The sequence below is a fragment of the Citrobacter amalonaticus genome, assembly GCF_018323885.1.
Taxonomy (GTDB): Bacteria; Pseudomonadota; Gammaproteobacteria; order Enterobacterales; family Enterobacteriaceae; genus Citrobacter_A; species Citrobacter_A amalonaticus.
Window position 1 is genome coordinate 2,332,186 of sequence record NZ_AP024585.1, and the last position, 17,004, is coordinate 2,349,189.

12 protein-coding genes are annotated in these 17,004 nt (G+C 54.4%); 10 read left to right on the forward strand and 2 right to left on the reverse strand.

Features of this window, described 5'->3' with window-relative positions; translation table 11 throughout:
- Positions 1–98: 98 nt before the first annotated feature.
- The 9 genes from KI228_RS10965 to KI228_RS11005 all read left to right on the forward strand — a co-directional run bounded on the left by KI228_RS10965 (position 99) and on the right by KI228_RS11005 (position 14,551).
- Complete coding sequence (locus KI228_RS10965; protein WP_161215637.1) at positions 99–935, forward strand: IclR family transcriptional regulator domain-containing protein; 837 nt, start codon at positions 99–101, stop codon at positions 933–935.
- 66 nt (positions 936–1,001) lie between these two features.
- Positions 1,002–1,580 (forward strand): TetR family transcriptional regulator, encoded by a 579-nt coding sequence (locus KI228_RS10970; RefSeq protein WP_141227525.1) that lies wholly within the window; start codon positions 1,002–1,004, stop codon positions 1,578–1,580.
- A 216-nt stretch (positions 1,581–1,796) separates the two neighbouring features.
- On the forward strand, positions 1,797–3,185 hold the full coding sequence (locus KI228_RS10975) for a NarK family nitrate/nitrite MFS transporter (RefSeq protein ID WP_141227526.1): 1,389 nt from the start codon (positions 1,797–1,799) through the stop codon (positions 3,183–3,185).
- A gap of 85 nt (positions 3,186–3,270) precedes the next feature.
- Entirely contained in the window at positions 3,271–7,011 is a 3,741-nt protein-coding gene (locus tag KI228_RS10980; protein ID WP_061070109.1) for a nitrate reductase subunit alpha, read from the forward strand.
- Positions 7,008–8,552: a nitrate reductase subunit beta gene (gene narH, locus KI228_RS10985; protein WP_043000675.1), complete on the forward strand. Its 1,545-nt coding sequence runs from the start codon at positions 7,008–7,010 to the stop codon at positions 8,550–8,552. The genes KI228_RS10980 and narH overlap by 4 nt, the downstream gene beginning before the upstream one ends.
- Positions 8,552–9,247: a nitrate reductase molybdenum cofactor assembly chaperone gene (gene narW, locus KI228_RS10990; RefSeq protein WP_044257968.1), complete on the forward strand. Its 696-nt coding sequence runs from the start codon at positions 8,552–8,554 to the stop codon at positions 9,245–9,247. Before narH ends, narW begins: the two co-directional genes overlap by 1 nt.
- Complete coding sequence (narI, locus tag KI228_RS10995) at positions 9,244–9,924, forward strand: respiratory nitrate reductase subunit gamma (protein ID WP_043000673.1); 681 nt, start codon at positions 9,244–9,246, stop codon at positions 9,922–9,924. Before narW ends, narI begins: the two co-directional genes overlap by 4 nt.
- Before the next feature lie 668 nt (positions 9,925–10,592).
- Positions 10,593–13,532: an autotransporter outer membrane beta-barrel domain-containing protein gene (locus KI228_RS11000; RefSeq protein WP_061070108.1), complete on the forward strand. Its 2,940-nt coding sequence runs from the start codon at positions 10,593–10,595 to the stop codon at positions 13,530–13,532.
- A gap of 125 nt (positions 13,533–13,657) precedes the next feature.
- A complete protein-coding gene (locus KI228_RS11005; protein WP_061070107.1) occupies positions 13,658–14,551 on the forward strand; it encodes a PhzF family isomerase in 894 nt (297 codons plus the stop codon).
- A 39-nt stretch (positions 14,552–14,590) separates the two neighbouring features.
- On the opposite strand, the gene nhoA is transcribed toward KI228_RS11005, so the two are convergent.
- Complete coding sequence (gene nhoA / locus KI228_RS11010) at positions 14,591–15,436, reverse strand: N-hydroxyarylamine O-acetyltransferase (protein ID WP_043000671.1); 846 nt, start codon at positions 15,434–15,436, stop codon at positions 14,591–14,593.
- A 136-nt stretch (positions 15,437–15,572) separates the two neighbouring features.
- On the opposite strand from nhoA, the gene KI228_RS11015 reads away from it, so the two are divergent.
- Positions 15,573–16,142, forward strand: coding sequence for a flavin reductase family protein (locus KI228_RS11015; RefSeq protein WP_043000670.1), 570 nt, complete (start codon positions 15,573–15,575; stop codon positions 16,140–16,142).
- On the opposite strand, the gene KI228_RS11020 is transcribed toward KI228_RS11015, so the two are convergent.
- Positions 16,143–16,898 (reverse strand): DeoR/GlpR family DNA-binding transcription regulator, encoded by a 756-nt coding sequence (locus KI228_RS11020; protein ID WP_054176188.1) that lies wholly within the window; start codon positions 16,896–16,898, stop codon positions 16,143–16,145.
- Positions 16,899–17,004: the final 106 nt, after the last annotated feature.

Consider the following 17,004-nt stretch of genomic DNA (forward strand, 5'->3'; position numbering starts at 1 on the left):
CGATTATCGGCGTGATTGTTACGTTGAGGTTAATAGTGTGATCCCGGTGGGAAAATGGGGATATTCCCGGGCTCGCGTTCATTCGCGCGGTATAGTTGATGCGGTTTAAGATTTGCGTTGCACAGGAGAAGGACTCAATGAGCGATAAAAATCAGATAGTTATCAATAGCCCGCCGGCTAAGTCTGACCCTAATTTTATGCTGTCCCTGGCGCGGGGTCTGGAAGTCCTGAATGCGTTTACTCCTCAACGTCAGCGCCTGACGATTTCACAACTCAGCCAGAAAACGCAGATTTCCCGTGCGGCTGTGCGTCGCTGTCTCTATACCCTGGCGGCACTGGGTATGGTGCACAGTCCCGACGGCCGCAGTTATGAACTGCTGCCACGCGTACTGGCCGTGGGTCACGCCTATCTCGCCGGTACGCCGCTGGCAAAAGTGGCGCAGGCCGCGCTGGATAATCTGGGTAAATCACTCGGCGAATCCTGTTCTGCTGCCACGCTTGATGGCGATAACGTACTGTATATCGCCCGCGCGGCGGTGAATAACCTGCTCAGCGTCGACATTGGACGCGGTAGCCGTCTGCCCGCATGGGCCACGTCGATGGGTCGCGTGCTGCTTAGCGCGCTTCCCGAAGAACAGTTAGAAGTGACATTGTCACGCGCTCAGCTCCTCCGCTATACCCCGCATACGATTTGCGACCTGACGGCGCTGCGGGAAGAGATCGCACGGGTACGTATCCAGGGCTACGCGTTGGCTGACCGACAGATCGAAGTTGGACTCTGTTCCCTGGCCGTTCCGCTGCTTTCCCGCAGTGGCAATGTGGTGGCGGCCCTCAATGTCGGGGTGCCGGCGTCATCAATGAGCGCCGCCGCGTTGAAGGAAAAAGCGCTGGCCCCCCTGCGTCGTTCCGCGATGGAACTCTCGCTTCAGTTGTAGCGTGTAACAATTGAACGGTTGTCCAGCTTGTTGATACACTGCCTCTCCGCAAAGAATGGAGGGGATATGAGCTATCTGAACAAAGATGAGCGTCGCGAAGTGATATTGCAGGCCGCCATGCGCGTGGCGCTCGAAGACGGTTTTTCGGCCATGACCGTCCGACGGATAGCCACAGAAGCAAAAGTGGCCACCGGGCAAGTCCACCACCATTTCAGCTCCGCTGGCGAACTGAAATCACAGGCTTTTGTTCGTCTGATTCGCACCTTGCTGGATGCGGAACTGGTCGCGGAAGATGCCACCTGGCGCACGCGTCTGCACGCCGCGCTGGGCAGTGATGATCGCGGATTCGAGCCCTACATTAAGCTCTGGCGCGAAGCGCAGATCCTTGCGGATAAAGACCCGGAAATCAAAAGCGCTTATCTCCTCACCATGCGCATGTGGCACGAGGAAACGGTCGCGATTATCGAAAGCGGACTCGCTGACGGAGAGTTCACCCCCGCCTCCGACCCTGCCGACATCGCCTGGCGCCTGATTGCGCTGGTCTGTGGCCTTGATGGCATGTACGTTCTCGGCATTCAGGAGATGGCCGACCCGGCGTTTGATCGCCATCTTGATCGCATGATTGAGCTGGAGCTTTTTTCCTGAACGAATGAAGGTTAATCACTTATACTTTTTATTTACATTTGGTAACACTTAAGCAACCTGTTATTCCCCCTTCGCTCCGCGTGGTTGCGCATTTTTATCTATCCTTTCATCAATATTCCTAAAAGCATTAATAAATTCTAAAAAGGGCGTATAGCGCCCTTTTACGCAGACTATTTCTTATTTTTTTATGAACGATCTGTGCATGTGAGGGGTAATATGGCACGACAAAATGAGAAAAATAATCGTTATCTTTTGAGTGACTGGAAGCCGGAAAATCCTGCATTTTGGGAGAATAAAGGAAAGCACATAGCGCGAAGAAACCTTTGTATCTCAGTTACTTGCCTTTTACTCGCCTTCTGCGTCTGGATGTTATTTAGTGCCGTTGCCGTCAATCTTAATAAAATTGGTTTTAATTTCACCACCGATCAACTCTTTTTATTGACCGCATTACCTTCTCTTTCTGGTGCAATATTACGTGTTCCCTACTCCTTTATGGTGCCTATATTTGGCGGACGCCGTTGGACGGTGTTTAGTACCGCAATCCTGATTATTCCTTGCGTCTGGCTCGGCTTTGCGGTGCAAAATACCACCACCCCTTTCGAGGTATTTATCATTATCGCGCTGCTATGCGGTTTTGCTGGCGCAAATTTTGCTTCCAGCATGGGCAACATCAGCTTCTTTTTCCCAAAATCGAAACAAGGCAGCGCGCTGGGAGTGAACGGTGGACTGGGTAATCTCGGCGTCAGCGTGATGCAACTCGTCGCGCCGCTGGTGATCTTTCTGCCGATCTTCACCTTCCTCGGCGTTCAGGGCGTCCCCCAGGCCGATGGGTCACTGTTGTCGCTGGCAAACGCGGCCTGGATCTGGGTACCGCTGCTGGCGATTGCCACGATTGCCGCCTGGGTTGGCACCAATGATATTGCCAGTTCCAAAGCCTCTATTGCGTCTCAGTTACCGGTGCTCAAGCGCTTTCACCTCTGGCTGTTGAGCCTGCTCTATCTGGCCACATTCGGATCGTTCATCGGCTTTTCCGCGGGTTTTGCCATGTTGGCGAAGACGCAGTTCCCCGACGTGAACATCCTCAATCTGGCGTTTTTTGGCCCGTTTATCGGCGCGCTGGCGCGTTCTGCAGGTGGTGTCATCTCTGATAAGTTCGGCGGCGTCCGGGTGACGCTGATTAACTTCATCTTTATGGCGCTGTTCTCGGCCCTGCTCTTCCTGACACTTCCCGGCTCCGGTTCCGGCAGCTTTATTGCCTTCTATCTGGTCTTTATGGGGCTGTTCTTAACTGCCGGTCTGGGCAGCGGCTCTACCTTCCAGATGATCGCCGTCATCTTCCGCCAGCTCACCATCTACAGGGTGAAACTGCGTGGTGGCAGTGACGAACAGGCACAGCGTGAAGCGGTGACCGACACCGCCGCCGCGCTGGGCTTTATTTCCGCTATTGGCGCCGTCGGCGGCTTCTTCATTCCTAAGGCCTTCGGCAGTTCGCTGGCGATGACCGGTTCTCCCGTCGGTGCCATGAAAATCTTTCTGGTGTTTTACATCGTCTGCGTGCTGGTGACCTGGCTGGTCTATGGCCGCCGTAAACCGAAGCAAAAATAACAACATATTCACCGATGTTTTGTAGGTCGGATAAGGCGCCTGCGCCTATCCGGCCTACAAGACCCTATGGAGCAGGAGAAATGTCATGAGTAAACTGTTGGATCGCTTCCGTTACTTTAAACAAAAGGGTGACACCTTTGCTGACGGTCACGGCCAGGTGATGCATACCAACCGGGACTGGGAAGACAGCTATCGTCAGCGCTGGCAGTTTGACAAGATTGTCCGTTCCACCCACGGGGTGAACTGTACCGGCTCCTGTAGCTGGAAGATCTACGTCAAAAATGGTCTGGTGACCTGGGAAACCCAGCAGACCGACTATCCCCGGACGCGTCCGGATCTGCCTAACCATGAACCGCGCGGATGCCCGCGTGGTGCCAGCTACTCCTGGTATCTGTACAGCGCCAACCGCCTGAAATACCCGCTGGTGCGTAAGCGTCTGATCGAACTGTGGCGTGACGCGCTGTCCACCCATGCCGATCCGGTGCTGGCGTGGGAGTCAATCATGAACGACCCGCTAAAGAGCCAGAGCTACAAGCAGGTACGCGGACGCGGTGGATTCATCCGCTCTAGCTGGAAAGAGCTTAACCAGTTGATTGCCGCCGCCAACGTCTGGACGGTGAAAACCTATGGACCGGACCGCGTCGCCGGTTTCTCGCCGATCCCGGCAATGTCGATGGTCTCCTACGCCGCCGGCACCCGTTACCTTTCCCTGCTCGGCGGTACCTGCCTGAGTTTTTACGACTGGTACTGCGACTTACCGCCCGCGTCACCGATGACCTGGGGCGAGCAGACTGACGTGCCGGAATCGGCCGACTGGTACAACTCCAGCTATATCATCGCCTGGGGCTCCAACGTACCGCAAACGCGTACTCCGGATGCACACTTCTTTACCGAAGTCCGTTACAAAGGGACGAAAACGGTCGCCATTACCCCTGACTTCTCCGAAGTCGCCAAACTCAGCGATCAGTGGCTGGCACCAAAACAAGGTACCGACAGCGCGCTGGCGATGGCAATGGGCCACGTGATCTTAAAAGAGTTCCACCTCGACAATCCCAGCGACTACTTCCTTAACTACTGCCGTCGCTATACCGATATGCCGATGCTGGTATTACTGGACGCCCGTGAAGACGGCAGCTACGTGCCAGGACGAATGATGCGCGCCTCGGATCTGGTCGACGGTCTGGGCGAAAGTAATAATCCGGAGTGGAAAACGGTCGCCTGCAACACCACCGGTGAACTGGTAGTGCCTAACGGCTCGATTGGTTTCCGCTGGGGCGAAAAAGGTAAATGGAACCTTGAGTCGCTGGCGGCGGGTACGGAAACCGAGCTGTCGCTGTCATTGCTTGGTCAGCATGATGAGGTATTGGGCGTCGCATTCCCCTATTTTGGCGGCAACGAAAACCCGCATTTTCGCAGCGTGAAGCAGGAACCGGTACTGGTGCGCCAGTTGCCAGTGAAGCAACTGACGCTTGTCGATGGCCGCCGTTGTCCGGTGGTCAGCGTTTACGATCTGGTGCTGGCCAACTACGGCCTCGATCGCGGTCTGGAAGACGCATACGCCGCGAAGGATTATGCTGAGGTGAAGGCCTATACCCCGGCGTGGGCGGAGCAGATCACCGGCGTGCCGCGTTTCAAGATTGAAACCATCGCCCGTGAGTTCGCTGATACCGCACATAAAACCCACGGTCGCTCGATGATTATCCTTGGTGCCGGTGTCAACCACTGGTATCACATGGACATGAACTACCGGGGAATGATCAACATCCTCGTGTTCTGCGGCTGTGTCGGACAGAGCGGCGGCGGCTGGGCGCACTATGTCGGCCAGGAAAAACTGCGTCCGCAAACCGGCTGGCTACCGCTGGCGTTTGCGCTGGACTGGAACCGTCCGCCGCGTCAGATGAACAGCACCTCGTTTTTCTATAATCACGCCAGTCAGTGGCGCTATGAAAAACTGACCGCCCAGGAACTGCTCTCACCGCTGGCGGATGCCTCGAAATTCACCGGTCATCTGATCGATTTCAACGTGCGTGCCGAGCGCATGGGCTGGTTGCCTTCTGCGCCGCAGCTCAACCTCAACCCGCTGACGGTGAAGGCCAGCGCCGAAAAAGCCGGCTTGTCACCCGTGGAATACACCGTTCAGGCGTTGAAATCCGGCGATATTCGTTTTGCCTGCGAACAACCCGACAGCGGCAAGAACCATCCGCGTAACCTGTTTGTCTGGCGCTCTAACCTCCTTGGTTCTTCCGGTAAAGGCCACGAGTACATGCTCAAATATTTACTGGGAACAGAGAGCGGCATTCAGGGGGAAGCGCTGGGTTCCCGCGAAGGCATTAAACCTGAAGAGGTTGAATGGGAATCCCCCGCCATTGAAGGCAAGCTCGATCTGCTGGTGACGCTCGACTTCCGCATGTCCAGCACCTGCCTGTTCTCAGATATCGTTCTGCCCACTGCCACCTGGTATGAAAAAGACGACATGAATACCTCGGACATGCATCCGTTTATTCATCCGCTGTCTGCGGCGGTGGATCCGGCGTGGGAATCAAAAAGCGACTGGGAAATCTACAAAGGCATCGCCAGCGTCTTTTCTGAGGTCTGTGTCGGCCATCTGGGACAAGAAACCGACGTGGTGTTGCAGCCGTTGCAGCACGATTCACCGGCAGAACTTTCGCAGCCGTTCGACATCCAGGACTGGCGTAAAGGGGAATGTGAGTTAATCCCCGGTAAAACCGCGCCGAACATTGCCGTGGTGGAGCGCGATTACCCCGCGACGTACGAGCGTTTCACCTCGCTCGGGCCCTTGATGGACAAGTTGGGTAACGGCGGCAAGGGCATTTCGTGGAACACCCAGACGGAGGTCGATTTCCTCGGCAAGCTCAACTACACCAAGCGTGATGGCCCGGCGAAAGGTCGTCCGCTGATTGAAACCGCGCTGGACGCGTCGGAAGTGATCCTCACTCTGGCCCCGGAAACCAACGGTCAGGTCGCCGTGAAAGCATGGGAAGCGCTCGGCGCGATGACTGGTCGCGAACATACGCATCTGGCGCTCAACAAAGAAGACGAGAAGATTCGCTTTCGTGATATTCAGGCACAGCCACGCAAAATCATCTCCAGCCCGACCTGGTCCGGACTGGAAAGCGAGCATGTCTCCTATAACGCGGGCTATACCAATGTCCATGAACTGATCCCGTGGCGTACCCTCTCCGGTCGTCAACAGCTGTATCAGGACCATCAATGGATGCGGGCATTCGGCGAAAGCCTCGTGGCTTATCGTCCGCCGATTGACACCCGCAGCGTCAGCGAAATGCGGGAGATCCCACCGAACGGCTTCCCGGAGAAAGCGCTTAACTTCCTGACACCGCATCAGAAATGGGGCATTCACTCCACCTACAGCGAAAACCTGCTAATGCTGACGCTGTCGCGCGGCGGGCCGATTGTCTGGATCAGTGAAACGGATGCGAAAGAGCTCGGCATTGAGGATAACGACTGGATCGAAGCCTTCAACGCCAACGGCGCCCTCACCGCCCGTGCGGTGGTGAGCCAGCGCGTGCCGCCCGGCATGACGATGATGTACCACGCCCAGGAACGCATCCTGAATATCCCCGGTTCGGAAGTCACCGGGATGCGCGGCGGGATCCACAACTCCGTCACCCGCGTGTGCCCGAAACCGACGCACATGATTGGCGGTTATGCGCAGCTTGCTTACGGCTTTAACTATTACGGTACCGTCGGCTCCAACCGCGACGAGTTCATCATGATTAGAAAAATGAAAAACATTGACTGGCTGGATGATGAAGGTCGGGATCAGGTACAGGAGGCGAAAAAATGAAGATACGCTCACAGGTTGGCATGGTACTGAACCTCGATAAATGCATTGGCTGCCACACCTGCTCCGTCACCTGTAAAAACGTCTGGACCGGACGTGAAGGAATGGAGTACGCGTGGTTTAACAACGTTGAGACGAAACCCGGCATCGGCTACCCGAAAAACTGGGAAGACCAGGAAGAGTGGCAAGGCGGCTGGGTTCGCGACGTGAACGGTAAAATCCGACCACGTCTGGGCGGCAAAATGGGCGTCATCACCAAAATCTTCGCCAACCCGGTCATTCCACAAATCGATGATTACTACGAGCCCTTCACCTACGACTATCAGCATTTGCACAGCGCGCCGGAAGGCAAACATCAACCTACCGCCCGTCCCCGCTCGTTGATTGACGGTAAGCGGATGGACAAAATCATCTGGGGGCCGAACTGGGAAGAGCTGCTCGGCGGCGAATTCGAAAAGCGCGCGCGAGACCGTAACTTCGACAAGATCCAAAAGGAGATGTACGGCCAGTTCGAAAACACCTTCATGATGTATCTGCCGCGTCTGTGTGAACACTGCCTGAACCCAAGCTGTGTCGCCACTTGTCCGAGCGGCGCTATCTACAAGCGTGAAGAAGACGGCATTGTGCTGATCGATCAGGATAAATGCCGCGGCTGGCGTCTGTGTATCAGCGGCTGCCCATACAAAAAAATCTACTTCAACTGGAAAAGCGGCAAATCCGAAAAATGCATTTTCTGTTATCCGCGCATTGAATCGGGCCAGCCGACGGTCTGTTCCGAAACCTGCGTCGGGCGCATCCGTTATCTTGGTGTGCTGCTCTACGATGCGGACCGCATTGAAGAAGCGGCCAGCACCGAGCATGAAACCGATCTCTATGAGCGTCAGTGCGACGTGTTTCTGAATCCGCACGACCCGGCGGTGATAGAAGAAGCGCTTAAACAGGGCATTCCACAGAACGTGATCGACGCGGCGCAGCGTTCGCCAGTTTACAAAATGGCGATGGACTGGAAGCTGGCGCTGCCGCTGCATCCGGAATACCGCACTCTGCCGATGGTCTGGTATGTGCCGCCGCTGTCGCCGATTCAGTCTTACGCCGATGCGGGTGGACTGCCGAAAAGCGACGGCGTACTACCGGCGATCGAAAGCCTGCGTATTCCGGTGCAGTACCTCGCCAATATGCTGAGCGCTGGCGACACCGGCCCGGTGCTGCGGGCGCTGAAGCGCATGATGGCGATGCGTCATTATATGCGCTCGCAGACCGTGGAAGGCGTCACCGACACCCGCGCGATTGACGAAGTCGGGTTGACCGTGGAACAGATTGAAGAGATGTATCGCTACCTGGCGATTGCCAATTACGAAGACCGTTTTGTCATCCCGACCAGCCACCGTGAAATGGCGCGTGATGCCTTCCCTGAGCGCAACGGTTGCGGCTTCTCTTTCGGTGATGGATGCCACGGCTCCGATACCAAATTTAATCTGTTCAACAGTAGCCGTATTGACGCGATCAACATCACCGAAGTACGTGACAAAGCGGAGGGGGAATGATGCAAATCCTCAAGGTGATTGGCCTGCTGATGGAGTATCCGGATGAGCAACTGTGGGAGTGTAAGGACGATGCGCTGGCGCTGGTGCGACACGATGCGCCGATGCTCACCGACTTCACCGAAACCCTGCTCAGCGCGCCGCTGCTCGATAAACAGGCCGAATGGTGCGAAGTGTTTGATCGAGGGCGCGCCACCTCGCTGCTGTTGTTCGAGCATGTGCATGCGGAATCGCGCGATCGCGGTCAGGCGATGGTCGATTTGCTGGCGCAGTACGAGAAAGTCGGGCTACAGCTTGATTGTCGCGAGCTGCCGGACCATCTGCCACTGTATCTGGAATACCTGAGCGTACTGCCGGAAGCGGAAGCGCGCGAAGGTTTGCAGAACGTCGCTCCAATTCTGGCCCTGCTGGGCGGGCGCTTAAAGCAGCGCGACACGCCGTGGTATCAACTGTTTGATGCCCTGCTTTTTCTGGCGGGCAGCCCACTATCAAGTGACAGTGTCACGAAACAGGTGAACGCCGAGGACCGTGATGATACCCGACAGGCGCTGGATGCCGTCTGGGAAGAGGAACAGGTGAAATTTATCGAAGATAACGCCACGGCCTGTGACAGTTCGCCGTTACAGCAATATCAACGACGCTTTAGCCAGGACGTGGCGCCACAGTACGTCGACGTCAGCGCGGGAGGCCCGAAATGATACAGTTCCTGAACGTCTTTTTTTACGACATCTACCCCTATCTCTGCGGGACGGTGTTTATCCTTGGCAGTTGGCTGCGCTATGACTACGGCCAGTACACCTGGCGGGCGTCTTCCAGTCAGATGCTGGACAAGCGCGGGATGGTCCTGTGGTCGAATTTGTTCCACATCGGTATTCTGGGGATCTTCTTTGGTCACCTGTTCGGCATGTTAACCCCACACTGGATGTACGCCTGGTTCCTGCCTGTTGCGGTGAAACAACAGATGGCGATGATTGCCGGCGGGATCTGCGGCGTACTGACGCTGGTAGGCGGCGCGGGCTTGCTGGTGCGTCGTCTGACCAACTCTCGCGTCCGGGCCACCTCGTCCACGGCAGATATCCTGATCCTCTGCATTCTGCTGATTCAGTGCATTCTGGGCTTAAGCACAATACCGTTCTCCGCCCAGCACCCGGACGGCAGTGAAATGCTGAAACTGGTGGAATGGGCGCAGTCGGTTGTCACCTTCCGTGGCGGGGCTTCTGCCCACCTCGACGGCGTGGCGTTTATCTTCCGCGTGCATCTGGTGCTGGGAATGACCATCTTCCTGCTCTTCCCGTTCACCCGTCTGGTTCATGTCTGGAGCGCACCGTTTGAGTACTTTACCCGACGCTACCAGATCGTTCGTTCCCGTCGTTAGGCATTTCGGTGTCGGATGGTAATGCCATCCGACACGCTGCACGTTATGACGCTTCTTCACCTCAGGGAGAATGCTGCTGGTGAAAAGACATCAGGAGCGAGTATTAGTCCGCGAGGGTATTGTCGATATTGAAGTAGTCATTCAGGGTAACCAACTGCTTAAAGTGACTATATTCGTCAATGCGGCGAACTTGTTTCACGCACAGCGGGTAATAGATTTTTAAAAATTCACGGGTAGGAAATATTCCTACCCGTGCGGTTTATTTGTCTGTCATGATACTGATGAGTTTAAATTACGCCATGAAACATCTTAATAAATCTTAAATCGGATTTAAGACATGTTATCTCTTTAAAAATCATAAAGATGACATCAATCCCTCTCTTTTATTATATGCAATACCTGTTGCGAAATTAACGTCATTTCATCTGTAATCCATTATTTCACTTCACGCTTAACTGATTTCTTTAGTTACGTAAGATCAATTCATTTGTGATCCATTCAGCAACATGAAAAATAAATCACTGTTGCACGAATGAATTACTGGAAGGAATTCGGCAGATATCGTCTGACTCAAATTGCTTTCGCTCTGTCTGGAAACCAAAACGCAGCGTTGAGAAATATAATTTATTCCGTGCTGTATTTGTCTATTAAAAAAAGCGAATAGGGATATGAAAGAATTTAAATTAACCACTATGGCGCTGTTGATCGGCAGCCTGTTAATGACAAATAACGTAAATGCAAAAATTTATGATGAAGATGATGGCATTATCACCGGCAGTGGTGCCCTGGTTGCAGGTGGCAGCTATAAAATTATCAGCGTCGCAGGGGAAGACAACACCCTCTTCGTGGAAAACAATGGCGCGATTACGGTAACGGCTCCGGCTGGAACACCGATTGTTAGCGGCATGGGCGAGTTTGAAGATGGCGATTTTTCACTTGCCTCTGGCGCTGTCTTTGTTGCCAATAGCGGCACAATCAATTTGGGGTCAGGTTCTACCATTAATCAGCTTGTCGGGGATTACATTCCGGGTACGGTTGAAGGACGCCCTGACCTGGCGCTGGACAATGATTATCACACGATGTTCGCGGTTGGCATTCTCAATGTCGGCGGATCAAGCGATGCCTATCTTGCGAAAAAAGGCGCGATTATTGCTGATGATTTAACCATAAACATCAGCCACAAACGTGATAATAAGGACATCATGGGTATTTACGCTGATAAGAATAACGGCGTGATTACCCTGACCGGTGACACCACGGTGAATGCAACCATCACCGGAGCGAAGGGACACATTTTTGGCATTTATGCGAAAGAAGGAACCCTCATCAACGCTGAAAACCTGATTGTTAATAACAAGAGTACGGAATACTCCGTGGGGATCGTTTCAGAATCGACAAATTCCACTCACCGCTCGCTTATTCGTTATCAGAATGCCACCGTGAAATCCGTTGCTGATGAGTTTGCAGACGGCATTAATGCTAACGCGGGTTATATTGAAGCCTTTGGGGATACCGCGGTCGATATCACTGCCAATCGCGTTGGGGCGGTTGCTACAGGTATCTGGCTATCTGATGGTATTGATGACATCGATTTGGATTCGTACATCACCACTCATGGAACGACGTCAGTATTGTTAAAATCAGGCGCGGATCAGACGGTTCTTGAAGGCGTCGATTCAATGGGCTCCTCGCAATATACCGGTAGTAACCTGACCATTACCCTGGATACTCAAGGGCATCAACAGACGACCGGTTCCGGTATTATGGCCAGTAAAGAAGATGCGCTCACGGCGGGTAAAATCGACATTAATGGTCGTCTGAACATTGATGTTATCGATACCACCCGCAGTGGGAGCTGGAAATACGTTCAGGCGAATAAAGGCGGCGAGATCACGCTAAACGGTGAAGTGCAACTGGGGGTTAACTACAACGACCCGGATGCCACTGCCATTCTGGCGGAAAACGCCGACTCCCGCGTGACGATTAACCCGCAGAAAATCGACGTTGTCGGGACGATTGAAGCCCTGGATTCCGCCGTGGTTGATGTGAATGCGATTAACCAGTCGCGTTTCGTCGGCGGGATGGTCACCAGCGGCAATGCAGTGAATAACCTGTCGCTGGCCGACGGCTCGGCCTGGAGCATGACCAAAAGTTCTCAGCTCACCAACCTGACGCTGAATGACTCCACGCTGACCTTTATGCCAGCCGCCACACAGCGTCGTATGCTGACGCGTGATACCGCGAGCTTCAAAACCCTGACAGTGGACGGTGATTACACAGGCACTAACGGTAATCTCGTGATGAACACCCAACTGGGCGATGACAACTCACCGACTGACCGGATGATCGTTGCGGGCAACACCTCCGGCAGCACGAACGTTAAAGTACTGAACGCCGGGGGCGCGGGCGGTCTGACGACGTCGGGCATCGAACTGATTAGCGTTGGCGGCAATTCTGACGGTGTGTTTACACAAAATGGCCGTATCGTGGCCGGTGCGTATGACTACACCCTGCATCGCGGTGAAGGCGAGAATAATAAAAACTGGTATCTGAGCAGCGCCCTGTCTCCGGTTACTCCGCTGGATCCTCTGAATCCTACCGATCCACAGCCGCCAACTCCGACGCCGCGCGAACACGCGGTGCGTCCGGAAGCCGGTCTGTACGGCATGAACCTGCAGGCGGCGAACACGCTGTTCAATACCCGTTTGCAGGATCGTCTGGGCGAAACGCATTACGTGGACGCGCTGACCGGCAAAGAAGCCGTCACCAGTATGTGGCTGCGTAACGTGGGCGGTCATACCCGTCAGAAAGACAGCAGTAGTCAACTGGATATGCAGGCCAACCGTTATGTCATGCAACTGGGCGGCGACATTGCGCAGTGGTCTTCGAACAACACTGACCGCTACCATCTGGGTCTGATGGCCGGTTATGCGAACCAGAAAGCGCGTGCCGAAAACCAGCGTAACGGTAACCGGGCCGACAGCCGCATCAGTGGTTACAGCGTTGGTTTGTACGGCACCTGGCTGCAGGACAACGCGACGCACGAAGGCGCGTATGTCGATAGCTGGGCGCAGTACAGCTGGTTTGATAACACCGTTTCTGGTCGTGACGTCGAATCTGAAGAGTATGATTCTAAGGGCTTCGCCGCCTCTGTTGAATCCGGCTACACCTGGAAACTGGCCGAACTCAGCGAGCGTAACGCGCTGTATATTCAGCCAAAAGCCCAGATCACCTGGATGGGCGTGAAGGCAGATGAGCACAAAGAAGTTAACGGTACCCGCGTTGAAGGTAACGGCGATGGCAACATCCAGACCCGCGTCGGCGTCCGTCTGTTCGGCAAGGGCCACAACACACTGGACGACGGCAAAGACCACACCTTCCAGCCGTTTGTCGAAGCCAACTGGATCCACAACAGCAAAGACTTTGGCGTCGCAATGAACGGTGAAAATGTGAATCTGAAAGGCGCCCGCAATATTGGCGAACTGAAAGCCGGTGTTGAAGGCCAGTTGACGAAGAACGTCGCCCTGTGGGGCAACGTCGCTCAGCAGGTTGGTAACAACGGCTACAGCGATACCTCTGCAATGGTGGGGATTAAAGCCTCCTTCTGATAATAAAACACCCGGCTCATGTAAATGCCTGCCGGGTTTTATTCTTTCACACGCCGGATTGACAGATGCATCGCTATCCGGCCTTTTCCACGTTATGATGCTTCCCTCACTCAGGGAGAACGCTAATGAAACCACAGGTTTACCACGTTGATGCTTTCACCAGAACCCCCTTTCGCGGCAATTCCGCAGGTGTCGTCCTGAATGCTGATGGCCTCAGCGAAACACAGATGCAACTGATTGCCCGCGAACTACGCCACTCTGAAACTGCATTCCTGCTGCGAAGCGATGACAGCGATGTCCGCATTCGCTACTTTACGCCGACCGTAGAAGTGCCGATTTGTGGGCACGCCACCGTTGCGGCGCATTATGTCCGCGCCACGGTGCTGGGACTGGGCAACACCACAGTCTGGCAAACCTCGCTGGCGGGTCGACACCGGGTGGCGATCCGTCATGATGACGGTGATTACCGTATTTCGCTGGAACAAGGCACGCCAACCTTTGAAGCGCCGATTGAAGGTGACATCCGCGCGGCTATTCTTCGTGCGCTGCACCTGAATGAAAGCGATATGCTGCCGGGCTTGCCGATTCAGGTGGCGTCGACAGGCCATTCTAAAGTGATGATTCCGCTTAAGCCTGAAGTCGATATCGATGCCCTCGCTCCCGATCTTTCTGCGCTTTGTACCATCAGTCAGCAAATTGGCTGCAATGGCTTTTTCCCATTCCAGATCCGTCCGGGCAAAAATGAGACTGACGGGCGCATGTTCTCACCGGCAATTGGTATTGTTGAAGATCCGGTGACCGGCAATGCCAATGGCCCGATGGGTGCCTGGCTGGTGCATCACGGTTTACTGGAACACGACGGGAAATCGCTGCAGGTAAAAGGACATCAGGGACGGGCATTGGGTCGCGATGGCACCGTTGAAATTAACGTGACGATTCAGAATAACCAGCCGGAAAAAGTCACCATCACGGGTAACGCGGTGATTCTGTTTCACGCTGAATGGGCGATAGATTTTTAAAATTATGCCCGGTAAGCGCCTGCGCCTACCGGGTTTTCATTATTTTCCCGCTTCGGGATGCGTATCAAACGCCGCCATCACCCTGGCAAGCTCAGTTTCCGTAAAACCATGCTTCGCGTCTGTCACTCCCAGACCAAAACGTTCCTGTAGTAGCGCGTACAATGAAGCGACATCCGGTAAATTGCGCTGTTCTGCCACTCTGTCACCTTCGTAATGCGTGAAATGGAAGTTAGTGAGGGTCAATTTTCCCCCGTCCGGCAAATGACGGCACATCAGCAGATGATGACGAAAATGTGATTGCGGCCAGTGCGCAGACCAAAAGTTGCCCATCACATAATCACTTTGCTGCTGCACCACCCGATCAAAACGGTACATCGATTGCCAGCGATCGTGATGACAAAACTGCAGGATCCAGTCGTCCCCCTCCTGCTGCAAACGGTATTCTCCATGTGGCGTCTTCTGGATAATGTCCGCTTGCAGACGAATGGGGGCAGTAAGCGTCTGACCACCAAATCCCACATCGGCGATCCACGATTCGCCATCCAGTTCAACCAGCAGCAGACGGTGAGTTCGCGGTGGCAGGCTCGGCGGATTAGCCAGCACCACGCGTCCCAGCAAACTACGCACGGTAAACCCCAGTTCGCGCAGAACGCGCTCAAATACGCCATTTTGCTCAAAGCAATAGCCGCCGCGACGTGCGGTAATCAGTTTCTCTTCCAGCGACCTGTCATCAAGGTGCATTTCTCGCGGTAACAGCACGTCGAGATTTTCAAACGGGATAGTACAGTTATGCTGCAAATGTAGCGCCCGAAGCGTCTCAATATTGACTTCGGCACGCCCTGACCAGTTCAGACGAGCAAAATAAGCATTCAGGATAGGCGTCATCAGATTTCCTGTTGTGGGCCTTAAATCGTTATCCGAGTATAAACGATGTGCCAAAGAGTGAGGCGGGTGTTATTCGGCGCTTGGCGCAACGTCAGTTTTCAATAATACTGAGAAAAACCCTTTGCGAGACAATTCTATGAGTCGATTTCGTCCTGTCGAATTACGCCACGCCAGTCGTCTGCTCAATCATGGTCCCACGGTACTGATCACCAGTCGCGATGAGGTCAGCAACCGGCGCAATATCATGGCCGCCGCATGGTCGATGCCCGTTGAGTTTGATCCGCCTCGTCTCGCCATTGTGGTCGATAAAACGGCCTGGTCGCGGGAATTAATTGAGCGCAGCGGCCTGTTCGGTATTGTCATTCCCGGTGTTGCCGCCACTAACTGGACATACGCCGTTGGCAGCGTTTCCGGGCGCGATGAAGACAAATTCAACTGTTACGGCATTCCGGTGGTCAAAGGCCCCGTACTGGGACTGCCGGTCGTCGAAGAAAAATGTCTGGCATGGATGGAATGCCGCCTCCTCCCCGCCACCGCTGCGCAGGAGAAATACGATACCTTATTCGGTGAAGTGGTTTCTGCCGCCGCCGATGAACGGGTGTTTGTCGAAGGCCGCTGGCAGTTCGATGACGACAAACTCAACACCCTGCATCATCTTGGCGCCGGTACATTTGTCACCAGCGGCAAACGCGTGACGGCGGGCTAACTACGCCCTCACCACCGTGATCCCCTTCGCGTTCATCGCGCGGATCCAGCTTTCGTCGGTATTCTCTTCCACGACGACCGTATTAATCAGCGATACGTCGCCAATGGCAAAGGGAGACGCGGTGCTGATCTTCTCCGGTGACGCCAGGACGATAGTTTCTGCGGCTCTGGCGGAAAATGCACGTTTGATGCACGCTTCTTCGTAATCTCCCGTGGTTAACCCCGCTTCCGGGTGAATCCCCGTCACGCCCATGAAAAAGAGATCGGCCTGAATGTTACGCATTCCTTCAACCGTCGCCGCGCCTACCGTGACAATGGAGTGCTTATACACGCGACCACCGATGAGGATGATCTCGATAAGCGGATGATTGACCAGCCCTAATGCGATGCCCGGACTGTGGGTCACCACGGTAATGTTTAAATCTTCCGGCAGACAGGCGATCAGTTCTGTTGTTGTCGTCCCACCATCAATGATTACCACCTGACCGGGGGAAATCAGCGTAGCCCCTTTTTGCGCCACGCGCTTTTTGGCGTCGGTTTTCAATGACTTTCGTTCAAGAAAAGGCGCCGTCGCACCAGACGATGGCAGCGCCCCGCCGTGTACACGCTGCAGAAATCCTTCCGCGGCAAGTTCACGTAAATCGCGGCGGATCGTGTCTTCGGAAACCGCGAACCGGTTACTGAGCGCCTTCGATAACACCTGACCTTCGGCGGCCAGCAGTTCAAGGATCAATTTCTTTCGCTGATCGGTAAGCATAGGGTTATTCCTGAATGTGCACGATTAACCTTGATTGTGCACGAATTTGCTGTTTATGATACGTACTCTACAAATACAACGGCCTTCAGGCAACTAAAACGTGCAG